This is a genomic window from Caproicibacterium sp. XB2 (assembly GCF_044880635.1).
In the GTDB taxonomy this organism is placed as follows: Bacteria; Bacillota; Clostridia; order Oscillospirales; family Acutalibacteraceae; genus Caproicibacterium; species Caproicibacterium lactatifermentans.
In genome coordinates this window covers 1,258,894-1,274,629 of record NZ_CP173227.1, presented here as the reverse complement: position 1 = coordinate 1,274,629, position 15,736 = coordinate 1,258,894, and the positions used below count along the sequence as shown (strand labels likewise).

General features: G+C 49.8%; 14 protein-coding genes. 12 read left to right on the top strand and 2 right to left on the bottom strand.

Annotated features, from left to right (window positions below):
- Positions 1–15: 15 nt before the first annotated feature.
- Positions 16–411 (bottom strand): D-ribose pyranase, encoded by a 396-nt coding sequence (gene rbsD / locus ACIHKT_RS06410; RefSeq protein ID WP_086036015.1) that lies wholly within the window; start codon positions 409–411, stop codon positions 16–18.
- Between the two features lie 317 nt (positions 412–728).
- Between rbsD and ACIHKT_RS06405 the strand changes: the two genes are divergently transcribed.
- From ACIHKT_RS06405 to ACIHKT_RS06360, 10 genes are all read left to right on the top strand, one after another.
- The gene (locus tag ACIHKT_RS06405) at positions 729–1,769 is read left to right on the top strand and encodes a LacI family DNA-binding transcriptional regulator (protein WP_174192960.1); all 1,041 of its coding nucleotides are present in this window, start codon (positions 729–731) and stop codon (positions 1,767–1,769) included.
- A gap of 19 nt (positions 1,770–1,788) precedes the next feature.
- The gene (locus ACIHKT_RS06400) at positions 1,789–2,688 is read left to right on the top strand and encodes a ribokinase (RefSeq protein ID WP_404352132.1); all 900 of its coding nucleotides are present in this window, start codon (positions 1,789–1,791) and stop codon (positions 2,686–2,688) included.
- Between the two features lie 17 nt (positions 2,689–2,705).
- Positions 2,706–4,220, top strand: coding sequence for a sugar ABC transporter ATP-binding protein (locus tag ACIHKT_RS06395; protein WP_086036012.1), 1,515 nt, complete (start codon positions 2,706–2,708; stop codon positions 4,218–4,220).
- Positions 4,217–5,167: an ABC transporter permease gene (locus tag ACIHKT_RS06390; protein ID WP_174192962.1), complete on the top strand. Its 951-nt coding sequence runs from the start codon at positions 4,217–4,219 to the stop codon at positions 5,165–5,167. Before ACIHKT_RS06395 ends, ACIHKT_RS06390 begins: the two co-directional genes overlap by 4 nt.
- A gap of 60 nt (positions 5,168–5,227) precedes the next feature.
- A complete protein-coding gene (locus tag ACIHKT_RS06385; RefSeq protein ID WP_086036011.1) occupies positions 5,228–6,169 on the top strand; it encodes a substrate-binding domain-containing protein in 942 nt (313 codons plus the stop codon).
- A gap of 451 nt (positions 6,170–6,620) precedes the next feature.
- Positions 6,621–8,276, top strand: coding sequence for a putative manganese-dependent inorganic diphosphatase (locus tag ACIHKT_RS06380; protein WP_174402985.1), 1,656 nt, complete (start codon positions 6,621–6,623; stop codon positions 8,274–8,276).
- A 36-nt stretch (positions 8,277–8,312) separates the two neighbouring features.
- The gene (locus ACIHKT_RS06375) at positions 8,313–9,122 is read left to right on the top strand and encodes an HAD-IIB family hydrolase (RefSeq protein WP_086036009.1); all 810 of its coding nucleotides are present in this window, start codon (positions 8,313–8,315) and stop codon (positions 9,120–9,122) included.
- Positions 9,123–9,423: 301 nt separating this feature from the next.
- A complete protein-coding gene (locus ACIHKT_RS06370; protein WP_086036008.1) occupies positions 9,424–11,514 on the top strand; it encodes a glutamine synthetase III in 2,091 nt (696 codons plus the stop codon).
- Positions 11,515–11,726: 212 nt separating this feature from the next.
- Entirely contained in the window at positions 11,727–13,745 is a 2,019-nt protein-coding gene (ftsH, locus tag ACIHKT_RS06365; protein WP_086036006.1) for an ATP-dependent zinc metalloprotease FtsH, read from the top strand.
- Positions 13,726–14,133, top strand: a complete 408-nt coding sequence (locus tag ACIHKT_RS06360) for a C-GCAxxG-C-C family protein (protein ID WP_086036005.1) — start codon at positions 13,726–13,728, stop codon at positions 14,131–14,133. The genes ftsH and ACIHKT_RS06360 overlap by 20 nt, the downstream gene beginning before the upstream one ends.
- A 98-nt stretch (positions 14,134–14,231) precedes the next feature.
- Here ACIHKT_RS06360 and ACIHKT_RS06355 read toward each other — a convergent pair whose 3' ends face one another.
- Entirely contained in the window at positions 14,232–14,408 is a 177-nt protein-coding gene (locus ACIHKT_RS06355) for a DUF4250 domain-containing protein (protein WP_086036004.1), read from the bottom strand.
- A 157-nt stretch (positions 14,409–14,565) separates the two neighbouring features.
- On the opposite strand from ACIHKT_RS06355, the gene ACIHKT_RS06350 reads away from it, so the two are divergent.
- Positions 14,566–14,964: a secondary thiamine-phosphate synthase enzyme YjbQ gene (locus tag ACIHKT_RS06350; protein ID WP_086036003.1), complete on the top strand. Its 399-nt coding sequence runs from the start codon at positions 14,566–14,568 to the stop codon at positions 14,962–14,964.
- Positions 14,965–15,133: 169 nt separating this feature from the next.
- Positions 15,134–15,736, top strand: a complete 603-nt coding sequence (locus ACIHKT_RS06345; protein ID WP_157658952.1) for an NUDIX domain-containing protein — start codon at positions 15,134–15,136, stop codon at positions 15,734–15,736.

Below are 15,736 nucleotides of genomic sequence, written 5' to 3'. Positions count from 1 at the left end.
TTTTTGTGTTGTATTTTAGAAATTGACGCCGCAGACAAGAATGACATTGGCAAAAGAAGTAGTTTCTCCCGTGCGAACAACCGCTTTTGCGCGGCGCAGCAGCTGTTTCAGCTCCTCATGCGGAACGTATTTGTGCGGCAGCCCCTGCAAAACGGAGCAGGTTTCGTCGTGCAGCCGAGGGCTGATATTTTTCATTTCTTCCGCCAGTATGTAGGATTCCACAACCAGTTCTCCGGAAACGGCTTTTAAAGTGTCCAGAAAAGAGGGAACGCCGCGCACCAGCGACAGGTCGATGACATTTATGCCTTCCGGAATGGGCAGACCAGGGTCAGCAATCACGAAATAGTCAGTATGTCCGGCACCAGCAATCGCCGAACAAAGCTGTGGGTTTAAAATACCGTTTTTTGTCATGAGAATGAAAACTTTCCTTTCAACAAACAAGATAAAACGTTTTAATAATAAATTTACACCATTATACAGCATTTTCAGCCAAAGGAATATAGGGCATAGATAACAAATTTTCGACTTCAATGTTTTACATAGTGCATAAAAGTACAAACTTCCACAGAAAAATTTATAAAAGATGTTGACAAAACAGCTTGTACGCTGTATTCTTAATTCAAACGTATTACCAAATATATTTTCCGCTGTATTTTAAAATTGTGTAAGTTGGACAGTCGGATATGTCTGCATGGCTGTCTGCTTTGAACAGAGGTGAAACAACGGGTATGCGTGTTACAATTCGGGATATTGCCCGAAAAACGGGGCTGTCGCCCTCTACAGTTTCACTGGTCCTAAACAATAAGTGTGAGCGAATCTCACAGAAAACGCGTGACCTTGTTTTGAAAGTTGCGGCAGAGATGAACTATCACCCCAATCAAATGGCAGTTGGGCTGATTACTCGGCGAACAAAGACGCTGGGGCTGATTATACCGGACATTACCAATACGTTTTTTGCTGAGATTGCCAAAGGTGCCGAGGAGGCATGCCAAAAAAGCGGATACAGTCTGATGCTGTGCAACACTAACGATAACCCACAGAAAGATGCGGATTACATCAATGTGCTGGCCAGCCGCGGCGTGGATGGCATTCTGTTTACCATGTCGGTCAGCTCACAGGTAAGCAAAGACACACAGTGCTTTCGGATTTTGCAGCAGGTAGAAAAGCCGTTTGTGCTGGTTGACCGCACGGTGGAAGCACCTGAGGGCGGTTCTGCCGCTCCAAGTGTGTTGGTGGACAACGAACTGGGCGGCTATTTGGCTACTCGGCACCTGCTGGAACTTGGGCATCGGAGAATCGGCTTTATTTCCGGCCCAATGGGGGAACTTTCCTCACAAAAGCGTCTGTTTGGCTATATCCGTGCTTTGCAGGAGTATGGTATAACGTTTGACCCTATGCTGATGAAAGTGGGCGACTACCATACCTCTACAGGCTATCAGCTTGCGAAGGCACTGTTGGAACAGCATGTAACCGGTATTTTTGCCTGCAACGATATGATGGCGTACGGTGTCTTTCAGCAGGCAGACCAACAGGGCATTCAAATTCCGCGGCAGCTTTCAGTTGTTGGCTTTGATGACCTGCAGTTTTCACAGCTTATGCGGGTGCCGCTGACCACCATGAAACAGCCGGCCTATGATATTGGCGCGGGTGCTGTACAAAAACTCATTCAGATGCTTGATCATCCGGACCAGCCACAAGACAACCTGATTTTTAAACCAGAACTGGTTGTCCGCAGCAGTACGGGTCCGGCACCGAAAGAAAGCACATAAGGGAGGAAATGAGTCGAATATGCGAAAAATACTGAATTTTGGTTCCCTGAATATCGACCATGTTTACCAAGTAGACCATTTCGTTCAGCCGGGCGAAACACTGGCGGCCAAACACTTGGACCTGCTGCCGGGCGGCAAGGGACTGAATCAGTCCGTGGCACTTGCAAGGGCCGGTGCACAGGTCTATCAGGCCGGCAAAATTGGTCCGGACGGTGGGCGGCTTGTGGAACTGCTGGAAAAGGACAGCATACATACGGACTATATTGACCGCACCGGTACAGCAACCGGCATGGCCATGATTCAGGTGAACCCCTCCGGACAGAACTGCATCCTTATCAGTCATGGCGCGAACGGGGAACTGACGGATGCATTTATTGACTCTGTTTTCAGTCATTTTGGTCAAGATGACATCCTTTTGCTGCAGAACGAAACCAATGCTGTTTCACACATCATTGATAAAGCGTTTGAACAAAAAATGAAAATTGCGTTGAATCCTTCTCCGATTGATAATGCTGTTTTGCAGGCACCACTGAACAAAGTCGATTACTTTATTTTGAATGAAATTGAAGGCGGATGTCTTACCGGCGAAAAGGAACCGGAAAAGATAACCGGTGCGCTGCTGAAAAAGTATCCGCGGGCAAAAATCGTTCTGACATTGGGCAAAGGCGGTGCCCTGTATCAGGACCACCAGAAAGCGGTCAAACACAGTGTTTATAAGGTCCCTGTTGTGGATACCACAGGAGCGGGGGACACCTTCACGGGCTTTTTCCTGGCGTGCGTGACCGGCGGCTGTCCAGTGGAAGAATCGCTGCGGCTGGCTTCCGTGGCTTCCTCCATAGCGGTTTCCCGTAAGGGTGCGGCGGTTGCCATACCAACCATCGAAGAAGTCCAGCATACCCGTCTTGCGCTGCAGCGGTAAGGATTTGAGGTGATATTGTGCATATTACAATGACAGGCATCAACAAAAGTTTTTCCGGCAATCAGGTCCTGAAAAATGCAGAGATTGATATTGCAGAAGGCGAGATTCACGCCCTGATGGGCGAAAACGGCGCCGGCAAGTCCACGCTGATGAAAATCCTGACCGGTGTTTATACGCGGGACAGCGGTGAAGTGCTGGTGAATGGCACACCAGTGAATTACACGCACCCAAAACAGGCAGAGGAAGCCGGTATTGTTTTTATTTATCAGGAACTGAACTCCGTACCGGACTTGACTGTGCGTGAAAATTTGTTCCTCGGCAAAGAAATACACGGCAAATTCGGTATTTTGGATAAGGCGGCGATGGACAAGAAGGCACGTCAGGTGCTGGACCGCTTGGGTGTCAGCATACCGGTGGACCGGACTATGTCCGAACTCTCCGTTGGACAGCAGCAAATGATTGAAATAGCAAAGGCACTGCTGGTGGACGCGAAAGTCATCATTATGGACGAACCGACTGCAGCTATGACGCTGGAAGAAACACGCGTTTTGTTCCGTGTCCTGCGTGAACTAAAAGAAAAAGGCGTGTCTACCATTTATATTTCCCACCGAATGGAAGAAATCTTTGAAATTTGTGACCGCGTCACAGTCCTGCGGGACGGACAGTTCATCGGCACCAAAAAAGTCAGCGAAACCGATATGGACAGCTTGATTAAAATGATGATTGGCCGCGAAATCGGCGAGCGGTATCCGGCAAGGCACAGCAAAATTGGCGACACCATGCTGGAGGTCAAGGACTTCACAAAAAAAGGCGTGTTTCAAAACGTTTCCTTCTCGGTCCGAGCCGGAGAGGTGCTGGGCGTTTCCGGCTTGATTGGCGCGGGCCGTACGGAGATTATGCAGTCCATTTTCGGTTATCTGCCGCGGGACGGCGGTACCTTGCTGATAAGAGGCAAAGAGGTTTCCGTACATTCGCCGGAGCAGGCTATTTCTTACGGAATCGGATTCATTACAGAGGACCGTAAAACCGAAGGACTGATGCTGGAAAAAAGCATTCGTGAAAACGTGTCGCTTACAAACCTTGGGCGTATTTCCGACCACAGCGTGATTGACAAGAAAAAGGATATGGAACTTGCCCGCAAAGCTGTGCAGGAACTGACCATTCGCTGTTCCGGTCCGGAGGAGAGCTGTGACAGCCTTTCCGGCGGCAATCAGCAGAAAGTCATTTTTTCCAAATGGATTTTTACAGAACCCAAAATTCTTATTTTGGATGAACCCACCCGCGGCGTAGATGTGGGTGCCAAAAAGGAAATTTACAATATCATTAATACCCTTGCTGAAAAGGGAGTCGCTGTCATTATGGTTTCCTCGGAGCTTTCGGAGATTCTCGGCATGAGCGACCGTGTTATGGTCATTCATGAGGGACATATGGCTGGAATCTTGAACAACAGACCGGAAACAGCTGCTGCCGGCGAAAAAATGGCATCGCAGGAAAATATCATGACACTGGCGACGGGAGGAAAGTTAAAATGAATACAAAAACGCTCAGTCGGCCGCGTATCGGCGACATTCTTCAAAACCTCGGCGCAATGATTGCTCTCATCGTTCTGTTCGTCGCGTTCAGTATCATCAGCGCTGATTTCCGCAGTATGAACAACATCCTTTCACTGCTCAAACAGGCATCTACCAACGGCCTGATTGCTTTCGGTATGACAGGCGTTATTCTGACGGGCGGCATTGACCTTTCCGTTGGTTCACTTCTGGCATTGACCACGGTTGTCGGTGCTCTGATGATCCACGCGGGCACGGCACCGGTAATTGCCATGCTGTGCGTGCTGCTGCTGGGTGTTGTCCTTGGTGCGCTCAATGGTATTCTGATTACAAAGGGTCGTTTGCAGCCGTTCATCGCTACTTTGATTACCATGACTGTTTACCGCGGCCTTACATACATCTTTTCAAACGGCATGCCGATTTCCGGCCTCGGCTCCGACCCGCTGCTTTCCGGTGTAGGCCGCGGCACTATGATGTCCATTCCAGTGCCAGTGTGGATTATGGTGGTCCTGTTTGCGCTGTACTTCTTCATACTGAACAAGACAACCTTCGGCCGCAAGGTTTACGCGACCGGCAGCAATGAAAAAGCGGCCCAGCTGGCCGGTGTGAACACACACAAGACCAAAGTCATTCTGTACACCATTTCCGGTTTTCTGGCATCTGCCGCCGGACTGATTCTCCTCTCCCGGCTGGGTTCCGCACAGCCGACCATTGGCGTGGGATATGAAACTGACGCCATCGCGGCAGTTGCACTGGGCGGCACCAGCATGATGGGCGGCCGCGGCAAGATTTACGGTACCCTTATTGGTGTTTTGATTATCGCAGTTCTGAACAACGGCCTGAATATCATGAATGTTTCCTCTTATTATCAGGATGTTGTTAAAGGCATTGTAATCCTGCTGGCGGTGCTTTCGGACCGGAAGCGCTGAAACAAAAAAGCGGATTTACAAAATATTCACTTACATTTTTTGGGAAGGAAGTTGTAAAAAATGAAGTTAAAGAAAGTAATGGCAGTATTACTGTCCTCTGTAATGCTGCTGTCCGCAGCTGCCTGTACGACCGGCGCGGAGCAGACATCTTCCGGCGCAGCCGCCGGAGCCACGGGTGAACAGTCCACAGGCAAGGCAATCGGTCTTTCTGTTTCCACACTGAACAACCCGTTCTTTGTTACCCTGTCCGACGGCGCCAAAGCAGAAGCCAAAAAGCTGGGTGTGCAGGTAACGGTTGCGGATGCAGGAAACGATACGGCAAAGCAGACCAACGATATTGAGGACCTGATTTCCAAAAATATCGGTGTCCTGATTGTCAATCCGGTTGACTCCGATGCAGTGTCCAACGCGGTAAAAGATGCAAAGAGCAAAGGCATTAAGGTCATTTCTGTGGACCGTGTGGTAAACGGCGTCGATGTGGACTGCAAAATTGCTTCCGACAACGTTTCGGGCGCAAAAATGGCAACAGAGTACCTGATGAGCAAAGTGGGCAAGAACGCAAAGATTGCCCAGCTGGAAGGCACAACCGGTGCTTCCGCAACGATTGACCGTGGCAAAGGCTTCCACCAGGCCGCAGATGGCAAGGCACAAATCGTTGCCAGCCAGACCGCAAAGTTTGACCGTGCAACTGCACTGAACGTTTCCGAAAACATTCTGCAGGCACATGGTGATGTGCAGGGCATTTTCGCGCAGAACGATGAAATGGCACTCGGTGCTGTGGAAGCAGTTGCCGCTGCCAAGAAAAATGTCGTGATTGTCGGTTTCGACGCCACAACAGACGGCCAGAGCGCTGTCAAGTCCGGCAAAATGGCCGCTACCGTACAGCAGAAGCCGGACCTGATGGGTGCCACGGCAATCGATAATGCACAAAAACTGCTGAAGGGCGAAAAAGTTGCAGCAAACGTACCGGTTTCTGTTACATTGATTACACACAAAGGCTAATTTTTGAGCCGATAGTTGATATAAATCCTTTCATCAACTGAATCTCTCCGTTTTAGCTCTCCGGGCAGCACCGGAGAGCTTCTTTTTGTCTGTTTTGCAGGACAGCATACAAATTCCTGCCCAAAAGGGGGAAAACGCCTGCAAATCCAACAGGAATTCTCCTTGACAATCTATTTGTATGGGAGTACCATTTCCTCTATGGGGAACGATGAAAATATATTTGATTTTTCATAATCTAGTTAAAAAATAGACGGAAATTTTCTTTTTACAGTGCGGATATTGCTTTTTGGTCAAACCACTTCCTTAATAGAGCTTTTTTGTATAGCCAGACGGGATTATGCTGGTTTTGGCGGCCTGCTCTGCTTGTCCTGCAAAAGGTTTTCTGCGCTGATTGGTGTGAGCAATTTTTACCGGTATTGGCCGGTAACTATCATCTGGGAGGGAAAAATTCATGCCAAAAACCACACATAAGGTCGTTGTCATCGGTCACAAAAATCCGGATACGGACTCCATCTGTTCAGCAATCGCTTATGCAGAACTGAAAAATAAAACCAGCAATCTGGTATATGAAGCGTGCCGAGCAGGCGAGTTGAATCAGGAAACCGCCTTTGTGCTGGACAAATTCGACGTACGGCCGCCACGCATGGTGACGGATATCAACCCGAAGGTCCGTGACGTGGATTACCGTGAAGTGCCCGGATTTTCCGGCAATACCAGCCTGCGGCGCGCGTGGCAGGTTATGCGTGACCAGAAAATTGATACCCTGCCCATTGTTGACTCGGACCGTGAACTGCTGGGACTGATTACGGTTAAGGATATTGCTACGGCCAATATGGATATTTTCGACCGTACTGTGTTGGCGAAAAGCCATACAACCTATCACAATATTTTGGAAACGCTGGACGGCACCATGTTGGTGGGGAATGAGAACGCGGTCGTGGACCGCGGCCGCATTCTGCTGGGTGCAGCCAACCCCGAAACGATGGAAAGCTTGATGGAACCGGGCGATATTGTTTTGCTTTCCAACCGGTACGAAAGTCAGCTGTGCGCGATTGAAATGCACGCAAGTTTGATTATTGTGTGTCAGGGGGCTAAGGTCGGCAAGACCATTGTCAAGCTCGCCGATGAAAACGACGTTGCCATTATGAGTGTGCCGATGGATACATATGCGGCGGCAAAACTGATTAGCCAGTGCGCGCCTATTTCCTATTATATGACAACGAAAGATATTAAAAAGTTTACGCTGGTCACGCCGGTAGACGACGTGACACGCGTAATGGCAAAAGTGCGTCACCGCTATTTCCCTATTCTGGACGAAGACGGAAAATACTGCGGCATGCTCAGCCGCCGCAATATTATCAATCTGCGCAAGCCGCGGGTTATTTTGGTAGACCATAATGAGGCAATGCAGGCAGTAGAAGGCTACGACAAAGCGGAGATTCTGGAAATTATTGACCACCACCGCATTGGCAGCATTGAAACCAGCGGACCGGTCTATTTCCGCAATCAGCCGGTCGGTTGCACGGCTACCATTGTTTCGCAGATGTATGACGAACAAAATGTAGAGATTACGCCGAAGACAGCGGGTATTCTGCTGGCGGCCATTCTTTCGGATACGCTCGTTTTCCGCAGTCCGACCTGCACACCGCAGGATAAAAAAGCGGCGGAGCGTTTGGCAAAAACGGCCGGTGTGGACGTGGAGTCCTTCTCAGAAGAGATGTTCGAGGCCGGCGAAAAGCTGGACGGAAAGACCACTGAAGAAGTGTTCCTGCAGGACTTCAAGGTATTTATGTGCGGCGATATTCGCTTCGGCGTGGCACAGGGTAACTACATGACAGACAGCAACCTGCGGGCGGCACAGGCGCTTTTGACACCGTATCTGCCGGAAGCCCTGCAAAAGCAGAGTTTAGAGGATTTGTACGTGCTGCTGACAGATGTGCCGGAAGAGGCCAGCACCGTTTTGTGTGCCGGACACCATGCGGCTGATATGCTGACAGCCGCCTTCGGTGTGAAGCCGGAAAAGGACGGCACTACCGTGTTGGCTGGCGTTGTCAGCCGTAAAAAACAGTTTATTCCTAAGATTATGGGGGCCTATCAGGAACTGTGATTTCTGCAAGCTGCCCTGCAGGAAAGGGACGAAAATGTGAACAGGCTGCTTTGCTTTGATTATGATATGACATTATTGGATCACGCGACCGGCGAGGTGCCGGACAGTACGCTGCGAGCGATTGACCTGCTGCGTCCACAGTGGAAAATTGTGATTGCGACAGGGCGCGACATGGCACAGCCCGAAAGCACCTACGGCCTTACGACGGTCCATCCGGACGCTGTTGTGGAGATGAACGGTGCCCGTATCCGTGCAGAAGGAAAGATTCTGTACCGCTATTATTTGCCGCAGGCACTGCTGCAGACGGTCATTCTGTTTGGCCGTCAGCAAAAAATGTGCATCAGCTGTGTAAAGGACGGCATCTATTATACAACAGATTCGTCACTGCTGGAAAGCTTTGTTCACACCTGTGTCCGGAAAGAAAAAATTCAGGTTCGTCCGGCGGAGCAGGTGTTTGGTCAGCCTGTCAGTGCACTGACACTGGTCGGCAGTGAACCGGAAGCTCGCCTGCTGGAACAGCGCTTCCCACAGGTGAGGGTGCCGCTCTTCGGAAAAAAGCGCGGTGCAGATATTATCCCGCGCACACTTTCCAAGGCGGAGGGCGTGCGGCGGCTGCTGGATTATTATGACTCGGACTTTAGCAGCGTTATGTTTTTTGGTGACAGCGGCAATGATTTGGAACTAATCAAAGCGGCCAGCATCGGTGTAGCCATGGGCAACGCAATAGAACCTGTCAAGCGATCGGCAGACTATGTGACAAGTGCGGTAGGGGACAACGGCATTTGGAACGCACTTCGGCATTTTCATCTTCTGCCGGCAGCCGAAAAACAGGATGAAAAAGCATGAGTAGCCGGGTGGTTTCATACAATGAGAAGCAGAGCTACCGCTGTGGATGGCATCACTTGTAAAAATAAAGTGAAAGACAGAAAAAATATGCCGATTTTGGCATCATTTCTGAAATAAAGAAAGTAAAGGCGGAAAAAATCGGCCGTTTTCCGCTTTTTCCCCATTTCTGCCGTTGACTTTTCCACAAGGCGGGCATATAATAACGGTAATGACAGTAAAGGCGCTGTGGGGCGTGTTCCCTATAGCGCTTTTTCTCTGTTTACAGGTTTTAAGAAAGATAAAACTGCATGGAGGGATTTGCATGAGTACGGTTCCAGAATTGTTCGGCAGCCTGGTCTTTAATGAAACGGTCATGAAAGAGCGCCTGCCGAAAGACACGTTTCGGGCGCTGATGAAGACCCGCAAGGAGGGCCAGCCCCTTGTTCCGGACGTGGCCAACGTAGTGGCAAACGCCATGAAGGACTGGGCAGTTGAAAACGGCTGCACCCACTTTACGCACTGGTTCCAGCCAATGACAGGCATCACTGCTGAAAAGCACGACAGTTTCATCTATCCGGTGGACGGCGAAAAGGTCATTATGGAGTTTTCCGGCAAAGAGCTTATCAAGGGCGAGCCGGATGCCAGCTCTTTTCCTTCCGGCGGTCTGCGCGCTACCTTTGAGGCACGCGGCTATACCGCATGGGACCCCACCAGCGATGCTTTTATTAAGGACAATACCCTGTGCATTCCCACTGCATTCTGTTCTTATACCGGCGAAGCATTGGACAAAAAAACACCACTGCTGCGTTCCATGAACGCTATCAACAAGCAGGCACTGCGCATCCTGCGCCTGTTCGGTGATACCACAACACAGCGTGTAAACACCAATGTAGGTCCGGAGCAGGAATATTTCCTGATTGACCGTGATATGTACTGCAAGCGCCGTGATTTGGTTTACACTGGCCGTACTTTGTTCGGCGCAAAGCCGCCGAAGGGGCAGGAGATGGAGGACCACTACTTTGGTGTTCTCAAGCCGCGTGTCAAGGCCTTTATGGATGACCTGGACAACGAATTGTGGAAGCTGGGTATTCTTGCGAAGACAGAGCATAACGAAGTAGCTCCTTCTCAGCACGAATTGGCACCTATTTACACCGATACCAATGTTGCTGCCGACCACAACCAGCTGACAATGGAAATCATGAAGAAAGTGGCCGCCCGCCACAACCTGGCCTGCCTGCTGCATGAAAAGCCCTTTGAGGGTGTCAACGGTTCCGGCAAACACAACAACTGGTCCCTTTCCACTGACGGCGGCAGCAACCTGCTGGACCCGGGCGATTCGCCGCGTGAAAATGCACAGTTCCTTTTGTTCCTTGTCTCTGTCATTCAGGCGGTAGATGAGCATCAGGACCTGCTCCGCCTGTCCGTTGCCAGCGCAGGCAATGACCACCGTTTGGGCGCCAACGAAGCGCCGCCGGCAATTATCTCCATTTTCTTGGGCGATGAGCTAACCACCGTTCTGGATTCTATCGATCAGAACAAGCCCTATGCACAGAAGGATAAAGAAGTACTGGAAATCGGTGTGGACGAACTGCCGCCGCTGCCGAAGGACACAACGGACCGCAACCGTACATCTCCGTTTGCCTTTACCGGCAATAAATTTGAATTCCGTATGCTCGGTTCTACCGTTTCCATTGCCTGCCCGAACATGATGCTGAACACCATTGTGGCCGACGTGCTGGAACAGTATGCTGACCGTCTGGAAAAGGCCAAGGACTTTAACAAAGAACTGAATCACATTATCCGTGAAGCATACCATGACCATAAGCATATTGTCTTTAACGGCGATGGCTATACCGATGAATGGATTGCCGAGGCGAAAAAGCGCGGCCTGCTGAACCTGTCCTCTACTGCGGAAGCACTGCCGTACTACACGCGTCCTGAAAATGTTGCTTTGTTTGAACACCACAGCGTGCTGACAAAGAATGAAGTGTATTCCCGCTGCGAGATTCAGATGGAGAACTACACAAAGCAGATACATATCGAGGCGGAAACCATGGTCGATATGATTTATAAGGACATTTTGCCGGCGGCTAACCGCTATGTCAGTGCACTGAGCAATACCGTCAACGCAAAGGCCACTGCCTGCAGCGATGCTTCTTCCACATTTGAGAAGGACACCATCCAGACACTTTCCAAACTGAGCGATTCCCTTTATGCGGAAACGCGTGCACTGGAAAAGAATGTGGCTGGCGAAGGCAAAGGGAATATTCAGGAGCAAGCCTCCTATTCCCGCGATACGCTGTTCATGCAGATGGAGAAAACACGCAGAATTGCAGACCAGATTGAGCCTTTGGTAGCGAAAGAGTACTGGCCGTATCCCACCTATGGCGAGATGCTGTTCAGTGTGGTATAAGTATCGGCTTTGTTTCAAAGAAAAGGCGGATTCCACAAATGGTGGGAACCTGCCTTTTTTGTTTAATTACAGAAGCTCCTTTCAAACAAATCTATGGCAATCCGCAAAAGAATGTGCTATTATGATAAATGCACAGGAAAGGTGCCGTTTTCCCCGCTTTGTGCGGGGAGCAGAAATGCTGTTAAGCCCTGCTTCCCAGAAAGGAAAATGCAATGAAAGAGCAAAAAACACCTAAGAAGCAAATAATTATTTTCTACGTTGTTGCCATTCTGGTGATTGTTTTGCTGAATATGGTGATATTCCCCACCATTACACAGCCGAAAACGATTTCAGTGGATTATGCGACGTTTCTGAAAATGGTTGACAGCAACCAGGTGGCAAAAGTGAATATTGACCGTTCTAACCAAAGAATCACTTTTACCGCCAAGGGAAAAGTCCCCACAATTACAGCTTCATCATCGTCGGCAGTATCTTCTCGTACGATATTGGCAGGCGGCAGTACACAGACCGTGCAGGAACAGCCAGCGGACCCCGGCCGTGAGAATACCTATGTAACCGGCCTGATGCCGGACGAAAAATTGACAGAGCGTTTGCTGGCGAAGGGTACCATTCAGTTTACAGCGGATATTCCTCAGCAAGCATCACCGCTGCTTGCCGTCTTTATTGAAGTCGTTCTGCCGTTTGGGCTGATTGTCCTTGCTGGCTGGCTGTTCCTGCATATGATGCAGAAACGGGTCGGCGGCGCTGGCTCCATGTCATTTGGAAAGAGCAACGCAAAAATTTATGTGGAAGCACAGACGGGGAAAACCTTTGATGATGTAGCCGGTGAGGATGAGGCGAAGGAAGCACTGGTCGAAATTGTAGACTTCCTGCACAATCCGAAAAAATATGCGGATATTGGCGCAACCCTGCCAAAGGGCGCTTTGCTGGTGGGCCCTCCCGGTACCGGTAAAACTTTGCTGGCACAGGCTGTCGCCGGTGAAGCGCATGTGCCATTCTTCTCTATTTCCGGTTCGGAATTTGTAGAGATGTTTGTTGGTATGGGCGCAGCAAAGGTGCGTGACTTGTTTAAACAGGCACAGGAAAAAGCACCTTGTATTGTCTTTATTGATGAAATCGATACCATTGGCAAGGCGCGTGACAACAGCATTTCCACCAACGATGAACGGGAACAGACACTGAACCAGCTGCTTACAGAAATGGACGGATTCGACGGACGCAAGGGTGTTGTTATTCTGGCGGCAACGAACCGGCCGGACAGCCTGGATAAGGCACTGCTGCGTCCAGGGCGGTTTGACCGCCGCATTCCGGTGGAGCTGCCAGACTTGAAGGGCCGTGAGGCCATTCTGAAAGTACACGCACGCGAAATTAAAATAGGGCCGGACGTAAATTATAATGCGATTGCCCGCGCAACCGCCGGCGCTTCCGGCGCTGAACTGGCCAATATTATTAACGAAGCGGCCCTGCGCGCCGTAAAATGTGGGCGCAAAGCGGTCATTCAGGAGGACCTGGAGGAAAGCGTTGAAACGGTCATTGCCGGTTATCAGCGCAAAGGCGCAGTCATTCCAATAAATGAAAAGAAAATCATTGCCTACCATGAAACGGGCCATGCGCTGGTTGCTGCCATGCAGAAAGGCAGCGCGCCGGTCACAAAAATTACAATTATCCCGCGTACCAGCGGTGCCCTCGGTTATACCATGCAGGTGGACGAAGGCGAAAAGTGCCTGATGAGCAAAAAGGAATGTCTGGAGAAAATTGCTACTCTGTGCGGCGGCCGTGCGTCCGAGGAACTGATTTTCGGCGACTGCACCAGCGGTGCCAGCAACGATATTGAACAAGCAACAAAAATTGCGCGCGCCATGGTTACACGTTTCGGCATGAGTGATGACTTCGGGATGGTAGCCATGGAAACCGTTCAGAATCAGTATTTGGGTGGAGACGCTTCGCTTTCCTGTTCTCCAGAAACGGCAACAAAAATTGATGCGGAAGTACAAAATATCATTAAAAAGCAGCATGCAAAAGCTTTGCAGATTTTAAAGGACAATACACCGAAACTGCATGAGATTTCTAAGTATCTGCTGGAAAAAGAAACGATTACCGGTGATGAATTCATGCGTATTCTGCGCGGAGAGGAAAAACCGGAATTGGACAATGAGGATGGGGGAACCCCTATGCTTTCAGGTGTGTCCTCGGAGGAGGTTAACAAAGAAGATGGAGAGCCGAATTCCTAAGGCACTGGAACGTCACCGTACGGGATATAATTGCTGTCAGGCTGTTGCCTGTACTTACTGTGACCTGGTGGGTGTTTCAGAGGACCAGATGTTCCGTCTGGCTGAAGCATTTGGCGCCGGTATGGGCGGTATGAAAGAGACCTGCGGTGCAGTCAGCGGTGCTATGCTGCTTGCCGGCATGAAAAGCAGCGGCGGTATGCGTCAGCGCACAAAGGGCGGCACCTATGCACTTTCCCGGGAAATAGTGAATGCTTTTCTGAAGAAAAACACCACTGCCATTTGCAAAGACTTGAAAGGCACAGAGTCAGGTATTCCGCTGCGCAGTTGTGACGGCTGTATTGAGGACGCCTGCACATTGGTGGAATCCGTTTTGTTTGCGAAAGGTTAAGCGCATATCAAAATAAAATGATAATAAAAAGGCTGACAGATACAGCAGAGTAGAATAAAACTCTGTCTATGCTGTCGGCCTTTTTTAGCGGTGTGAATTTAGACAAATTGGTTGTGGTCTGCGTCATATACATAATCAATTGCGGAGAGCTTTTGCTCCAATTCTTTTCGGTCAATGGACAGACTGCTGCACAGTTCGTCCAGACTGGAATATGTATCGCGCAGCCGCGTGTTGATAACACTGAGCAGCATGGAGGCATCTTTTGGCAGGCACATAGGGCGGCATCTCCTTTCCTTATGAAACCAAGTATAGCGTGTTTGTGGGAGGGAAGCAAGTGGCCAGCCGACATTCGCTTCCCTTGCAAAAAGGATGAAAATGTCATATAATAAAGAATATTGCCTAAGGAAAAATGATTTGATAGGGGGCCGTGCTTTGCTGTATTCTTATGAATTAGATACGGATAAAGAAGGATTCTACGATATAACAGCGGATGTACAGGACGCCATACAGAAAAGTGGTGTTCGTTCCGGCAGCTGTCTGGTTTACTGCGTACATACAACAGCCGGCATTACTATCAATGAAAACGCAGATCCGGATGTAGTGAAGGACCTTCTGTTTGCGTTGGACAAAACTTTTCCAGACCGTCCAGAGTTTTGCCACAAGGAGGGAAATTCAGCAGCACACCTGAAATCTACGATTGTTGGCTGCAGCGTTTCTATACCGGTGCAGGACAGCCGTTTGGTGCTAGGCACATGGCAGGGCGTCTATTTCTGTGAGTTTGACGGCCCACGTCACCGACATTTTGCAGTGGAGATTCATGTGGATCACTGAAAAGAACGAACAATCCACAGAGGTAGAAACGCGGTTTAGCTAGTGAAAATCGGAGCAGAAAAAAGATGCGAAAAGTAAAATGCTCTACATACAAGAGCCGGTTTTCTTTGCTGTTTCCCGGGAAATGATAGATGAGAGTGAAAATAATTACCGAATAAAGGAATGTAATATGCCGGAAAATTTGACCGTTTACAACTCATTCTTTACGCCGCTTGGTTCCAAGGACCGCGCGTTTGTCCATAAAAATGGTTTGTGGCATGCGGTGGCCCACTGCTGGGTGGTTTCACAGCTAACGGCCGCTTCCGGAGAAAAGGAAACATGGGTATGGCTGCAACAGCGTGCACATAATAAGGACAACGCACCGGACTATTACGATATTTCTGTGGGCGGCCATATCCGTGCAGGGGAAAGTCCCCTGCAGGCGGTGCTTCGGGAAACGGAAGAGGAGCTTGGACTTTTGTTGCATTTAGAAGATGTAGAGCTGCTGGGCGTCACTAAAGAAAACTGCGTCAGCTCGGCGTCACCGTTTCCGGACCGGGAGTTTGGCTACGTGTTTCTGCATCGAGATGCACACCCGCTGTTTCGTCCCGGGGAAGAGGTACAGGACATTGTGCGGGTACGGGCAGAGGACCTGTGCCGCAAAGACCTGCAGGATATCAAAACAGTTCCAGCTGTTTCGCTCAGCCGCGGCAGCCTGTCCCTGCGTGCTGACCAATTCTGTATTCATCCTAATGAATTTGTCCATCTAGTATTTCCTAAATTGGAGGTATAA

What these genes read in the sequence shown, in the direction of transcription:
- rbsD (WP_086036015.1), bottom strand. Translation starts at nt 411, where the DNA reads ATGACAAAAAACGGTATTTTAAACCCACAGCTTTGTTCGGCGATTGCT.
- ACIHKT_RS06355 (WP_086036004.1), bottom strand. Translation starts at nt 14,408, where the DNA reads ATGTGCCTGCCAAAAGATGCCTCCATGCTGCTCAGTGTTATCAACACG.
- ACIHKT_RS06370 (WP_086036008.1), top strand. Translation starts at nt 9,424, where the DNA reads ATGAGTACGGTTCCAGAATTGTTCGGCAGCCTGGTCTTTAATGAAACG.
- ACIHKT_RS06385 (WP_086036011.1), top strand. Translation starts at nt 5,228, where the DNA reads ATGAAGTTAAAGAAAGTAATGGCAGTATTACTGTCCTCTGTAATGCTG.
- ftsH (WP_086036006.1), top strand. Translation starts at nt 11,727, where the DNA reads ATGAAAGAGCAAAAAACACCTAAGAAGCAAATAATTATTTTCTACGTT.
- ACIHKT_RS06345 (WP_157658952.1), top strand. Translation starts at nt 15,134, where the DNA reads ATGCCGGAAAATTTGACCGTTTACAACTCATTCTTTACGCCGCTTGGT.
- ACIHKT_RS06400 (WP_404352132.1), top strand. Translation starts at nt 1,789, where the DNA reads ATGCGAAAAATACTGAATTTTGGTTCCCTGAATATCGACCATGTTTAC.
- ACIHKT_RS06390 (WP_174192962.1), top strand. Translation starts at nt 4,217, where the DNA reads ATGAATACAAAAACGCTCAGTCGGCCGCGTATCGGCGACATTCTTCAA.
- ACIHKT_RS06405 (WP_174192960.1), top strand. Translation starts at nt 729, where the DNA reads ATGCGTGTTACAATTCGGGATATTGCCCGAAAAACGGGGCTGTCGCCC.
- ACIHKT_RS06380 (WP_174402985.1), top strand. Translation starts at nt 6,621, where the DNA reads ATGCCAAAAACCACACATAAGGTCGTTGTCATCGGTCACAAAAATCCG.
- ACIHKT_RS06360 (WP_086036005.1), top strand. Translation starts at nt 13,726, where the DNA reads ATGGAGAGCCGAATTCCTAAGGCACTGGAACGTCACCGTACGGGATAT.